The sequence below is a fragment of the Bradyrhizobium sp. WYCCWR15520 genome (assembly GCF_056174665.1).
The window spans coordinates 77,783-90,596 of sequence record NZ_JBWBWM010000010.1 but is presented as its reverse complement, the minus strand read 5'-3'; the positions used below and the strand labels follow the sequence as shown (position 1 = coordinate 90,596).

Sequence of the window (12,814 nt, the reverse complement as noted above, 5' to 3'; positions counted from 1 at the left end):
CGGCCATGCGGCAACGCCGCTGCTGGGACCGTTGACGGGGAACGGTCAATGGCGCATCAAGTTCGCAACGAGCGGCTTGGTCCGCATCCCCAAGGAGAATAGCCGAGATGGCGGAGCCCGCGCGCGCTAAACCAAAACCCACGCCTGAAACGCAGCACTTCTGGGATGGAACGCAGGCCGGCGAATTGCGCCTGCAGCGTTGCGATGCCTGCGCCAATGTCTATTTTCCGCCGCGTCCGTTCTGTCCCTCCTGCGCCTCGCGCAAGGTTTCCGTCTTCAAGGCCACTGGCAAGGGCAAGCTCTATAGTTACGTCATCAACCACCGTCCGGCCGCGCCCGGCTTCACGCCGCCTTACGCCATCGCCGTTGTCGAACTCGACGAAGGCCCGCGCATGATGAGCAACATCATCGACTGCCCGCAGACGCCGGAGGCGCTGGAGCTCGACATGAAGCTCGAAGTCGCGTTCGAAAAACTCGACGACAAGATCATCCTTCCCCTGTTCCGTCCGGCGAAGGGCTAAGCATCATGCGTAGAAACCAGGTCGCCGTCGTCGGCGCAGCCGAAACCACCGAACTCGGCGTCATCCCCAACGTGTCGCAGATCCAGCTCCATGCGGATGCGGCGCTCAACGCCATTGCCGACGCTGGGCTGAAACTGTCCGACATCGATGGCATCGCTACCGCCGTGGAAACCCCGCAGCAGATCGCCCATTACGTCGGTATCACGCCGACCTGGGTCGACGGCACCTCGGTCGGCGGCTGCTCGTTCATGCTGCACGTCCGCCATGCTGCGGCAGCGATCGAGGCCGGGCTCTGCAAGACCGTGCTGATCACGCACGCCGAGAGCGGCAAATCGATGATCGGCAAATTGCCGCGCTCGATCCCGGCCGACAGCCTGCAGGGCCAGTTCGAGGCGCCGTTCGGCGTCTACGGGCCACCCAGCATGTTCCCGATTCCCGTGCTGCGCTACATGAAGACCTACGGCATCACCCACGAGCAGATCGCCATGGTCGCCGTGGCACAGCGTGAATGGGCCGCGAAGAATCCGCGCGCGATGATGAAGGACCCGATCACGGTCGCCGACGTGCTGAACTCGCGGATGATTGCCTACCCGTTCCGCCTGCTGCAGTGCTGCCTCGTCACCGACGGCGGCGGCGCGCTGATCCTCACCTCCGCCGACCGCGCCAAGGACTTTCCGAAAAAACCGGTCTATATCCTAGGCACCGGCGAGAGTGTGGAAACGCCGATGGTCAGCCAGATGGAGACGTTCAACTCCTCGCGCGCCTTTAAAGTGGCGGGCCCCACCGCGTTCAAGGAGGCCGGCATCACCCACAAGGACGTCGATCATCTGATGATCTACGACGCCTTTGCGCATCTGCCGCTTTACGGCCTCGGCGATCTCGGCTTCATGCCGCATGAAGAGACCGGCCAATTCATCGCCGACGGCAACACCCGCCCCGGCGGCAAGCTGCCGCTCAACACCAATGGCGGCGGCTTGAGCTATATGCACTCCGGCATGTACGGCATGTACGCGCTGCAGGAAAGCGTGCGGCAAATGCGCGGCATCGCGCCTGCGCAGGTCAAGGACGCGAAGATTTCGGTTTGCCACGGTGTCGGCGGCATGTTCGCGGCGAGTGGCACGATCATCTTTACGAACGAACGCTAGGAAATGGCTGGCACGAGCCCAGCACTCAATCCGTCATTGCCGGGCTTGACCCGGCAATCCATCTCCTTCTGAAGAAGGATGGATGCGCGGGTCAAGCCCGCGCATGACGAGTGGAGTTCTGCATCGGCCTGCGAAAACAGAACAGGAGACCTCCAATGGCAAAATCACTGCAAGACAAAGTCATCATCGTCACCGGCGCAGGCCGCGGCATCGGGCGCGAGATCGCGCTGCTCTGCGCGGCCGAAGGCGCCAAGGTCGTGGTCAACGATCCCGGCGGCGCGGCCGACGGCGCCGGTTCGAATGCTGCTCCCGCCGAGGAAGTGGTCGAGGAGATCAAGAAGCGCGGCGGCACGGCGGTCGCCAATTTCGAGTCGGTCGCGGAAGCGATCCCTGCCAGCAAGATCGTGAAGACCGCGACCGATCATTTCGGTCGGCTCGACGGCGTCGTCAACAATGCCGGCATCTTGCGCGACATGATCTTCCACAAGATGAGCGTGGAGGCCTTCGAGGCCGTCATCAAGGTCCACCTGATGGGCTCGTTCTATGTCTCTCACGCCGCGGCAAGGCTGTATCGCGAACAGGAGTCTGGCTCCTTCGTGCACTTCACCTCGACGTCGGGCCTGATCGGCAATTTCGGCCAGGCCAACTACGCCGCCGCCAAGCTCGGCATCGTTGGCCTGTCGAAGTCGATCGCGCTCGACATGGGCCGCTTCAACGTGCGCTCGAACTGCGTCTCGCCGTTTGCCTGGACCCGGATGATCGGCACCATCCCGACCGAGACCGAAGCCGAGAAGGCACGCGTCGAGAAGATCAAGCAGATGGGCCCGGAGAAGATCGCGCCGCTGTGCGCCCACCTCCTCTCCGATGCCGCCAAGGACGTCACGGGGCAGATCTTCGGCGTGCGGATGAACGAGATCTTCCTGTTCAGCCAGAATCGTCCGGTGCGCTCGGTTCACCGCGGCGAAGGTTGGACGCCGCAGACCATTGCCGAACACGGCATGCCGGCACTGAAGGGATCGTTCTCCAACCTCGATCGCTCCGCGGACATCTTTACGTGGGATCCGATCTGATCCGCGTCCTGCGCAACTCACAGCGTCATTGCGAGGAGCGAAGCGGACGAAGCAATCCATAGTTCCGCACACGCTGAGGGATGGATTGCTTCGCGGAGCCTGTCATCGGGCGCGCATTCGCGCGACCCGTTGGCTCGCAATGACGGGCCCACCACTCTGTACCTGCCAGACCTCATCCTGAGGAGGCGCGTAGCGCCGTCTCGAAGGATGAATGGCACCAGCGGGGCCACATGGTTCGAGACGGCGCTACGCGCCTCCTCACCACGAGGGATTAATAGTTGCAATTGTTCAACTCAGCCCGCCCGCTTTATGCCGGATTGCAGGCTGATGTTTTTCCTCCCAACAAAAATACATGGGAGGAAATCATGACAACCTCGCTGACCAATTCCGATCCCCAGCAACAAGGCGGCGGTTTTGACCGTCGCAAGGTACTGACCGGCGCGGCAGCGCTCGCCGCTTCCGCCGTGACGATGAAGACGGCCTCCGCGGCATCGGTGGCGCCGCTCGGCCAGACCGCCGCACCGACCACGGCATCGCCGCCCCTGCCGCTCGGCCCGCTTCCCGGCGCCCGCTATCCGGATTCTCGCCTGGAGTCGATGAAGAAGCCGAAGGTTTCGTTCGGGCCATCAGGCTTTCCAGCCTTCGCCGGCACCATGGCGGTTGAGCGCGTCGCGACCGGGTTCCGCTGGGCCGAAGGTCCGGTCTACTTCCCAGCTGGGCGCTACGTGCTGTTCTCCGACATTCCCAACAACCGCATCATGCGCTTCTCGGAAGACGACGGCCATCTCAGCGTCTATCGCCAGCCGTCGATGAACTCGAACGGCAACACGATCGATCGCGAAGGACGGCTGATCACCTGCGAGCATTCCGGCCGACGGGTCACGCGGACCGAACTCGACGGCTCGATCACGATCATCGCCGACAAGTACAATGGCAAGAAACTGAACTCGCCGAACGACGCGGTCGTCGCGGCCGACGGCTCGATCTGGTTCTGCGACCCAGCCTACGGAATCGGCGGCTATTACGAGGGCATCAAGGCCGAGCCCGAGCAGGACAAGAAAAACGTCTACCGGGTGGATCCGAAATCCGGCGACATCAAGATGGTGGTCGATGACTTCGTGCAGCCGAACGGCCTTTGCTTCTCGCCTGACGAGAAGAAGCTCTATATCTGCGATACCGGCTTCACCGACGGGCCGGATAACCCGTCGCATATCCGCGTGTTCGACGTGGATCTGGCGGCCGGCAAGCTTTCGAACAGCAAGGTCTTTGCGGACATGCCCAAGCCCAGTATTACCGACGGACTGCGCTGCGACACCGCCGGGCGCCTTTGGTGCTCCGTGGGTTGGGGCGATCCGAATGAGGACGGCGTGCGCTGCTACACGGCGGACGGCGACCTGCTCGGCAAGATCCACATACCGGAAACCGTCGCCAACCTATGCTTCGGCGGCCAGCAGCGGAACAGGCTCTACATCTGCGGCTCGTCATCGCTCTATGCCGTCTACACCAGTGCGCAGGGTGCGATGAAGCCGTGAGATGCTCTCACGCGCAAAATCAGTGACGTGATCTATCCGTCATTGCGGCAAAGCGACGAAGCAATCCATCCATCCACGTGTGCGGAGAGATGGATTGCTTCGCTGCGCTCGCAATGACGGGGTGAGGCCGTCGCCCTCACCTCACCCGCTATTCCGCAAGCCCGCCGATATCCCGTTGATGGTGAGCTGAATCCCGCGCAGCACCTGCTCATCCGGGTTCTGCGCGCGGTGCTCCTTCAACAATTCCACCTGCACATGGTTGAGCGGATCGAGATAGGGGAAGCGGTTGCGGATCGACCGGTCCAGCAGCGGGTTGCCCTGCAGCAGGCGTTCGTGCCCCATGATGTCGAGCAGCGTCTCGATCGAGGAATGCCACTCCCGCCGGATGCGCCCAAAAATGCTCTCGCGCAGGGCCACGTCAGGCACCAGCTCGGCATAACGCGAGGCGATTGCGATCGAGCTCTTGGCCAGCACCATGTCCATGTTCGACAGCAGCGTGCGGAAGAACGGCCATTCGCGGTAGAGCTCCTGCAGGAACGGCATGCCCTGCTCCGGATGCTCCGCGATCCAGGTTTCGACCGCCGAGCCGAAACCGTACCAGCCCGGCAGCATCAGCCGGCATTGCGCCCAGCTGAACACCCAGGGAATGGCGCGGAGGTCCTCGATCTCGCGGGTCTTCTTGCGCGATGCCGGGCGGCTGCCGATGTTGAGCGTCGAGATTTCGGTTATGACGGTGGAGCCCCAGAAATAATCGGCAAAGCCTTCGGTCTCATAGACCAGCCCGCGATAGGCCTTGAAGGCCAGTGCCGACAGCTCCTCCATCGCCGTCAGATATTCCTCGCGCGGCGCGCTCTGCCGGGGGTGCAGCAGGCTCGCTTCCAGCGTCGCGGCAGCGAGTATTTCCAGATTGCTGCGTCCGACCTCCGGATTGGAATATTTGCTGGAGATAATCTCGCCCTGCTCGGTGATGCGGATCTGTCCGTTCACGGCGCCGCCGGGCTGCGCGATGATGGCGTCATAGCTTGGCCCGCCGCCACGGCCGACCGAGCCGCCGCGGCCGTGGAACAGCCGCAGCCGCACGCCGTGGCGTTCGAACACGTCGACGAGGCCAATCTCGGCCTTGTAGAGCTCCCAACCCGAGGTGACGAAGCCGCCATCCTTGTTGCTGTCGGAATAACCGAGCATCACTTCCTGGATGGCTCCGCGGCTGTCCACCAGCCTGCGATAATCGTGAAGGGACAGCATCCGGTCCATGATGCCGGATGAGGCCTGCAGGTCCTCGATGGTCTCGAACAGCGGCACGATGTTGATGGCGCTGCGGCCCGACGGATTGATAAGCCCGACCTCCTTCAACAGCACCGCCACCTCCAGCATGTCGGACATGCCCTTGCACATCGAGATGATGCATTGGTGGATCACGTCGGGGCCGAAATGGGCATGGGCCTCTGCGGCGGCACGGAACACCGCGAGTTCGCTGAGCGTTTCGTCGCTATACCTGACGAAGGCCGAGCTGAGCGGCCTTGCGCTGCGCAGCTCGCTCAACAGCAGGCTGACGCGGGCTTCCTCGTTCAGGTCCAGATAGGACATGCCTGATATCGCCGCATCGAACAGTTCCGCTACCGTGCGCTCATGCACCGCGGAGTTCTGCCTGATGTCGAGCCGCGCGAGGTGGAAGCCAAAACAATCCACCGCCCGGCGCAGCAGGCGCAAACGACCGCGCGCGATCACGCCCGAATTATTCGCGATCAGCGAACGATCGAGTACATCGAGATCGGCCTTGAATTCCCGCACGCTCTCATACGGTGCGCCCTCGCCGACCGGTCGTCTTGTCGTCTCGATCTCAAGCTTCAGCGCCGTCGCGGTCAACCGCGCATAAATTCCGGATACCGCGAGGCGGTACGGTTCGCCGCTTCGATGCGGCGAGGAGTCGGGCGAGCGCCCGGCGAGGGCGCGCAATTCTTCGGAGACATCGGCAAGATGCGCCGCCAGCGACAGTTCCGAGCCGAGGACGTGCAACTCCTCCAAATAGAAGCTCATCACCCGGCTCGACTGCAGCCGCAGCGTACCGCGCATGACATCGGCGGTGACGAACGGGTTGCCGTCACGATCGCCGCCGATCCAGCTTCCCATGGTCAGGAACGACGCCAGATCGCCCGGTGTGCCGCCCTCTTCCCGGTTGAGCCGATCCTCCAGCGCGCAATGCAGCCGCGGCACCTCGTGCAGGAAGGTGTAGTCGTAGAAGGAGAGACCGTTTGAGACTTCGTCGAGGACGGTCAGCTTGGTCCGGCGCAGCAGGTTGGTTTGCCACAGCGTCAGCACGGCACGGCGCAACTGCTCGTCGCAGGCCTCGGCCTCCTCCGGCGTGAGCTGGACGCGCTCGCGCCGGTCGAGCAATCCGGCGATTTCCATCTCGCGGTCGATCGTGCTCTTGCGGCGAACTTCGGTTGGGTGCGCGGTCAGCACCGGGCTGACCTGGGCATCCCTGAAGAAGCGGCGCAGGTCGACGGCGCTGAAGCCAGCCGTCTTTGCGTGGGCCAACGTCTGCGTCAGCAGGCTCGGCCGCGGTCCGCCGGGGCCTCGACCGCGCATCTGACGGATGTTGTTCTGGTCCTCGGCGATGTTGGCGAGATGCGAGAAATAGCTGAAGGCGCGAACGATCCGCACGGTGTCGGCGGTCGACATGCTGTCGAGGATGGTCTCGAGTTCCCGCCGCGCCAGCCTGTCCTCGTCGCGGTGGAACCGGATCGAGGTCTGCCGGATGCGCTCGACCAGGTCGAACACGTCGGCGCCCTCCTGATCACGAACGGTATCGCCGAGAATCCGCCCGAGCAGGCGGATATCGGTCCGCAGCCGCGCATCTTCCTCCATCGCCAGCGTTTCATCGCTGCGGTTAAGCCGGATCTCGATCTCGGAAGGCATGGTCTGGGAAGACATTGGCTCGCCACCTCAGGAACAGCCCGGCTGTCCCGAGTGTGCAATTTTTTTGCCGCGGTGCAAGATAAAGATGGAGGCGGCGCACACTCGGCGTGTGCCGGCGCAGTGCCTGTTCGGCGCGGGGCGACGGGACCGCGCCGCTGACGGTAACCGGAAAGGGTCAGCAGTCCCGTGCGGTCACAATGGCCGGACGTACCAAACACCATTGGCCCACGCCAGGGATGGCTTGGCCGCACGCCGGCCATTCCAATCCATCGACATGCAGTTGTTCGGGCCAATCTCGGTCGCTCCCTTGCCCGTCAGGACGCGAATGAGCAAATTTTGATTCAACGCGTTACGCCTAGCTAAATCCTCCGCCCCGCCCGCTCCCAATAGGGATCGCGCAGGCGGCGCTTGAAGATCTTGCCGGAATCCTCGCGCGGCAGGTTGGACTGGATCTCGATGTGCTTCGGCACCTTGTAGTCGGCCAACGAGACCTTGAGCTGGCCGCGGATGGAAGCGAGGTCGAGCGTCACGCCCGGTTGCGGCTCCACCACCGCCATCAGCGCCTCGCCGAATTCCGTGTCGGGAATGCCGAACACCGCGCAATCATGCACGCCGGGAATCGCATGCAGCGCCGCCTCGATCTCGGCCGGATAGATGTTGACTCCGCCCGAGATCACCATGTCGCGCTTGCGGTCGCAGATAAAGACGTAGCCGTCCGCATCGATGTAACCGACGTCGCCCGAGGTGATGAACCCTTCGCGATCGATCTCGGCGCGTTTTTCCGGCTTGTTGTGGTAGGTGAAATCAGGATTGCCTGATATGCGCGAATAGATTTCGCCGATCTCGCCCTGCGGCAATTCCCTGCCGTCGTCGCCGATGAAGCGCAACTCCGCGCCGGGCGAAATCTTGCCGACGGTGCCGGGCTTCTTCAGCGCGTCTTCTGAGGTGGCAAAGGTGACGGCGCCCGACTCGGTCGAGCCGTAGAATTCATAGATGACCGGGCCCCACCACTCGATCATCGCGCGCTTGACGTCGGCCGGACAGGGCGCGGCCGCATGGATGATGTGGCGCAGCGACGACATGTCGTACTTCTTGCGCACCTCGTCCGGCAGCTTCATGAGCCGGATGAACATGGTCGGCACCATGAAGATGGTGTCGATCTTCTCGGTTTCGATCACACGCAGGAATTCTTCCGCGTCGAAGCGCGGCATGATCACCAACGCACCACCGAGCCGGCCGGCACGCAGGCCGAACGAATTCGGCGCGGAATGGTAGAGCGGCCCCGGCAGCAGCGCGCGGGCGCCTGGCTTCAGGCCATAGATCAGGCTGCGCATGCGCTCGGCGTTGGCGGTCTGCTCCGGCGTCGGCGCGAAACGACGAACACCCTTGGGATGGCCCGTGGTGCCCGAAGTGTAGATCATGTTCTGCGGCTGCGGCACCGCCGGTCCGTCATAGCGCGGGTGCTGCTTCAGCCAGGATTCGAAATCGATCGCGAAATAGGGCGTGGTGAGGTCGTCCGGATCGATCTTGTAATTGGCAATAATCTCCGGCGGCGTCGGCACGCTGAGCGCGGAGACCCCTGCCGGGATCGCCTCGCGCAACTGATGCAGCATGTCGGCATGCGCGATCAGCACCGCGGTGCCGGAATCCTTCAGCACATAGTTGATCTCTTCCGGCTTGAAGTGCCAGTTGACGGGAACGCCATAGGCACCCAGCCGCATCGCGGCATAGGCCGCCTCGATGAAGGCGATGTCGTTGCGCATCAGCATGGCGACGCTGTCGCCCTGCTTGACGCCGAGCTGTTGCAATCCGCTGGCGATACGATCGGCGCGCTCGGCGACTTCCGCATGGTCGCGGCGGCGCGGGCCGCTGATGATGCCGAGGAAGGGTGGTGAGGCTGACATTGTCTCTTTCCGATCTGCTGCCGGGTTTTGTGTCGACGTCATTCCGGGGCGATGCGCAGCATCGAACCCGGAATCTCGAGATTCCGGGTCTGGTGCTAACGCACCATCCCGGAATGACGGATTAAACTATCCCGCCTCCGCAAACCGCGGCGCGCGCTTTTCCATATTGGCGCGAACCGCCTCGGTCTGGTTGGGACTGCCGAGCAACTTCTGCTGCTCGACGGATTCGGCCAACAGCGCCGGGGCCGGATCGACGGACAGCTTGTTCAGCATGCGCTTGGCGGCGCGGATCGCGTCGGGACTCTTGCCGGCGATTTCGCGCGCGACTTCGAAGGCCGCCGCGCGGGGATCGTCGCAGATCCGCGTTGCGAGACCGTAGCTCATGGCTTCCTGCGCCGAGAAGATGCGCCCGGTATAGGTGAGCTCGCGCAAAATATCGTCGCGGACGAGGCTGGCGAGGATCGGCGTGCCGGCCATGTCGGGCACCAGGCCCCATTTGATTTCCATGATCGACATCCGCGCATCAGGCGTGAGGAAGCGCATGTCGGCGCCGAGCGCGAGCTGGAATCCGCCGCCGATCGCAACGCCCTGGATAGCGGCGATGACAGGCACCGGAAGCTGGCGCCAGCCCCAGACCGCCTGCTGCGGAAAGTTCGCGACACCATGGGTACGTGCAGTCAGGTCGCGCTTCTCGCCACCGGCGATCCCGTTACCGCCGTTTTCCTTCATGGCCTGGAAGCGCCCCATATCGAGACCGGCGCAGAATGCCCGCCCCTCCCCCGACAATACTACCGCCCGGACGCCTTTTTCATGGGCCAGCCGCTCGGTCGCAGCCACTAGCGCCTCGAACATCGCGGCATCGAGCGCATTCATCTTGTCGGCCCGCACCAGCCGGACGTCGGCGATGCCGTCCGAAATCGAGATCGAGACGCGTTGCTCCATGAAAATCTCCTCGCTGATGCCGCTGTTGCGGCTTTACAGAACGGAATTGTCCGGTTTTAGTCAATCGACCAATTAACAGACAATCCCGTGGGTGGAAACGATGTTCAATGATCAGCTTCTCGCCGGGCGACGCATTCTCGTGACTGGAGGCGGCACCGGCCTCGGCAAGTCCATGGCCGCACGGTTTCTGCAACTGGGAGCCGAGGTTCACATCTGCGGCCGCCGCAAGATCGTGTGCGACGAGACCGCGACCGAATTGATGGACCTGCATGGCGGGCGCGTGGTCAGCCACGGCGTCGACATCCGCAATGCGATGGCCGTCGACGAGATGATCGAACAGATCTGGACCTCGGGGCCCCTCACCGATCTCATCAACAACGCCGCCGGCAATTTCATTTCGCGCTCGGAAGAGCTCTCGCCGCGCGGCTTCGATGCGGTCGCCAATATCGTGATGCACGGCACGTTCTATGTGACGCACGCTGTCGGACGGCGCTGGATCGCCGAAAAGCTGCGCGGCAACGTGGTATCGATCACGGTGACCTGGGTGCGCAATGGCTCTCCTTACGTGGTGCCGTCGGCGATGAGCAAGTCGGCGATCCACGCCATGACGATGTCGCTTGCGGTCGAATGGGGCAAACACGGCATCCGCCTCAACACCATTGCGCCCGGCGAAATCCCGACCGAGGGCATGAGCAAGCGCATCAAGCCCGGCGACGAGGCCGGCGCGCGCACCAGGGCGCAGAACCCGATGGGTCGCGTCGGCACCATGGAGGAACTGCAGAACCTTGCCGTGTTCCTGATCTCCGGCGGCTGCGACTGGATCAACGGCGAGACCATCGCCATGGACGGGGCGCAGGCGCTCGCCATGGGCGGCAATTTCTATCAGTTGCGCGACTGGAGCGACGACGACTGGAACAAGGCGCGCGACTCGATCAAGGCGCAGAACGAGAAGGACCGCGCGGCGCGGGGATGATCTGTCCGCGTCATTGCGAGGAGCGTAGCGACGAAGCAATCCATGCTTCCTCCGCAGCGCTATGGATTGCTTCGCTTCGCTCGCAATGACGGATGATTGCGTGTAACGCTCCGGACCAATATCATCCCGCAGGTGAACAATAATAATGCCTATGGGAGAGTCATGTCCGCTTCGCAGCAACCGGCGAATCTCGCCGACATGGTGCGCGACCGCGCCAGGATCTACGGGAACGCGCTGGCTTACGAATTCGAGGGACGCCAGACCACCTTCTCCGAATTCGACGTCAGGACCAACCGCGTTGCCAACGCGCTGATGGCGATGGGTGTCAAGCCGGGCGAGCGGATCGCCTATCTCGGCAAGAACAGCGACTTCTATTTCGAGCTGCTGATGGGCGCGATGAAGGCCACGGTGGTGATGGCGCCGGTCAACTGGCGCCTCGCCGGTCCCGAGGTCGCCTTCATCGTCGGCGACTGCAAGGCGCCGGTGCTGTTCGTGGGACCAGAGTTCATCACCCAGGTTCGCAGCATCAAGCCGCAATTGCCCGATGTCCGCACCATCATCACGACCGAGGGCGGCGCGCCGGAATGGCAGGATTTTATCGCCTGGCGCGATGCCGCCAGCGCCGACGACCCGAAGGTGCCGATCAGTCCGAAGGACATTGCGATCCAGCTCTATACCTCGGGCACCACAGGCAAGCCCAAGGGCGCGATGCTGTCGCATGCCAACTTCCTCAACCTCGCGACCGCCGGCAGCGAGGCCGAGAAGCCTGAATGGAACAAGTGGACGACGGATGACGTCTCGCTGGTGGCGATGCCGGTGTTCCATATCGGCGGCTCCGGCTGGGGCGTGATTGGTCTCTATCACGGCGCCAAGAGCGTGATTGCGCGCGAATTCGATCCGACCAAGGTGTTGGACTTCCTCGAGCAGTCCGGCGTCACCAAACTGTTCATGGTGCCGGCCGCGATGCAGTTCGTGGTGCGGCAGCCGCGGGCGCGGCAGGTCGATTTCTCCCGCCTGAAATACATGCTCTATGGCGCTTCCCCGATTCCCGCCGCGCTGCTGAAGGAGTGCATCGAGGTGTTCAAGTGCGGCTTCGTGCAGCTCTACGGCATGACCGAGACAACAGGCACCATTGTCGCCCTCCCGCCCGAAGACCATGTCGAGGGGCTGGAGCGCATGCGCTCGGCCGGCAAGGCGCTGCCCGGCATCGAAATCGCGATCCTCGATCCCGACGGCAACCGGCTGCCGCCGCGCCAGGTCGGCGAGATCGCCACCCGCTCCGGCTCCAATATGGCGGGCTACTGGAACCTGCCGGAGGCGACCGCCAGAACGCTCGGCAGCGACGGTTGGCTGCGCACCGGCGACGCCGGCTACATGGACGAGGACGGCTACCTCTATATCCATGACCGCATCAAGGACATGATCATCTCCGGCGGCGAGAACATCTATCCGGCCGAAGTCGAGAGTGCGATCTGCGATCATCCTGACGTCGCCGAAGCCGCCGTGATCGGCATCCCCGACGACTAATGGGGCGAAGCAGTGAAGGCGGTCGTGGTGATGAAGCCCGGCAAGCAGGCGAGCGCCACCGACATCATCAATTTTACCCGCGAGCGCATCGCCGGCTTCAAGACGCCGAAGTCGGTCGACTTCATGGAGGCGCTGCCGCGCAATCCGTCGGGGAAGATTTTACGGCGGAATCTGCGCGAGCCGTATTGGGCGGGCAAGGACCGACAGGTGAATTAGGCCGCTGTCGTCATTGCGAGCGAAGCGAAGCAATCCATCTATCCTCTCGCGGCACCATGGATTGC

Annotated in this window: 8 protein-coding genes and 1 pseudogene; 6 read left to right on the top strand and 3 right to left on the bottom strand. The window is 63.3% G+C overall.

Translation table 11 applies throughout. From position 1 onward, the window contains the following. Positions 1-107: 107 nt before the first annotated feature. From AC0QUY_RS13330 to AC0QUY_RS13315, 4 genes are all read left to right on the top strand, one after another. Positions 108-521 (top strand): Zn-ribbon domain-containing OB-fold protein, encoded by a 414-nt coding sequence (locus AC0QUY_RS13330; protein ID WP_475387165.1) that lies wholly within the window; start codon positions 108-110, stop codon positions 519-521. Between the two features lie 5 nt (positions 522-526). Then, on the top strand, positions 527-1,666 hold the full coding sequence (locus AC0QUY_RS13325; protein ID WP_475387164.1) for a thiolase C-terminal domain-containing protein: 1,140 nt from the start codon (positions 527-529) through the stop codon (positions 1,664-1,666). A 155-nt stretch (positions 1,667-1,821) separates the two neighbouring features. Then, positions 1,822-2,736: an SDR family oxidoreductase gene (locus tag AC0QUY_RS13320; RefSeq protein WP_161852948.1), complete on the top strand. Its 915-nt coding sequence runs from the start codon at positions 1,822-1,824 to the stop codon at positions 2,734-2,736. A 596-nt stretch (positions 2,737-3,332) separates the two neighbouring features. Further along, positions 3,333-4,268, top strand: coding sequence for an SMP-30/gluconolactonase/LRE family protein (locus AC0QUY_RS13315; RefSeq protein WP_161856496.1), 936 nt, complete (start codon positions 3,333-3,335; stop codon positions 4,266-4,268). Positions 4,269-4,409: 141 nt separating this feature from the next. Here the strand turns inward: AC0QUY_RS13315 and ppc are convergent, their stop codons facing one another. The 3 genes from ppc to AC0QUY_RS13300 all read right to left on the bottom strand — a co-directional run bounded on the left by ppc (position 4,410) and on the right by AC0QUY_RS13300 (position 10,033). Next, the gene (gene ppc / locus AC0QUY_RS13310; protein ID WP_475387163.1) at positions 4,410-7,202 is read right to left on the bottom strand and encodes a phosphoenolpyruvate carboxylase; all 2,793 of its coding nucleotides are present in this window, start codon (positions 7,200-7,202) and stop codon (positions 4,410-4,412) included. 344 nt (positions 7,203-7,546) lie between these two features. Beyond that, positions 7,547-9,091 carry an acyl-CoA synthetase gene (locus AC0QUY_RS13305; protein WP_475387162.1) on the bottom strand — a complete coding sequence of 515 codons (1,545 nt, stop codon included), beginning with the start codon at positions 9,089-9,091 and terminating at the stop codon, positions 7,547-7,549. A 126-nt stretch (positions 9,092-9,217) separates the two neighbouring features. After that, positions 9,218-10,033, bottom strand: coding sequence for a crotonase/enoyl-CoA hydratase family protein (locus AC0QUY_RS13300; protein WP_475387161.1), 816 nt, complete (start codon positions 10,031-10,033; stop codon positions 9,218-9,220). Positions 10,034-10,133: 100 nt separating this feature from the next. On the opposite strand from AC0QUY_RS13300, the gene AC0QUY_RS13295 reads away from it, so the two are divergent. Further along, complete coding sequence (locus AC0QUY_RS13295; RefSeq protein WP_161852944.1) at positions 10,134-11,006, top strand: SDR family oxidoreductase; 873 nt, start codon at positions 10,134-10,136, stop codon at positions 11,004-11,006. Positions 11,007-11,168: 162 nt separating this feature from the next. Then, positions 11,169-12,749, top strand: a pseudogene (locus AC0QUY_RS13290) (fatty acid--CoA ligase). The last annotated feature ends 65 nt before the right edge of the window (positions 12,750-12,814 follow it).

What these genes read in the sequence shown, in the direction of transcription:
- AC0QUY_RS13330 (WP_475387165.1), top strand. Translation starts at nt 108, where the DNA reads ATGGCGGAGCCCGCGCGCGCTAAACCAAAACCCACGCCTGAAACGCAG.
- AC0QUY_RS13325 (WP_475387164.1), top strand. Translation starts at nt 527, where the DNA reads ATGCGTAGAAACCAGGTCGCCGTCGTCGGCGCAGCCGAAACCACCGAA.
- AC0QUY_RS13320 (WP_161852948.1), top strand. Translation starts at nt 1,822, where the DNA reads ATGGCAAAATCACTGCAAGACAAAGTCATCATCGTCACCGGCGCAGGC.
- AC0QUY_RS13315 (WP_161856496.1), top strand. Translation starts at nt 3,333, where the DNA reads ATGAAGAAGCCGAAGGTTTCGTTCGGGCCATCAGGCTTTCCAGCCTTC.
- ppc (WP_475387163.1), bottom strand. Translation starts at nt 7,202, where the DNA reads ATGTCTTCCCAGACCATGCCTTCCGAGATCGAGATCCGGCTTAACCGC.
- AC0QUY_RS13305 (WP_475387162.1), bottom strand. Translation starts at nt 9,091, where the DNA reads ATGTCAGCCTCACCACCCTTCCTCGGCATCATCAGCGGCCCGCGCCGC.
- AC0QUY_RS13300 (WP_475387161.1), bottom strand. Translation starts at nt 10,033, where the DNA reads ATGGAGCAACGCGTCTCGATCTCGATTTCGGACGGCATCGCCGACGTC.
- AC0QUY_RS13295 (WP_161852944.1), top strand. Translation starts at nt 10,134, where the DNA reads ATGTTCAATGATCAGCTTCTCGCCGGGCGACGCATTCTCGTGACTGGA.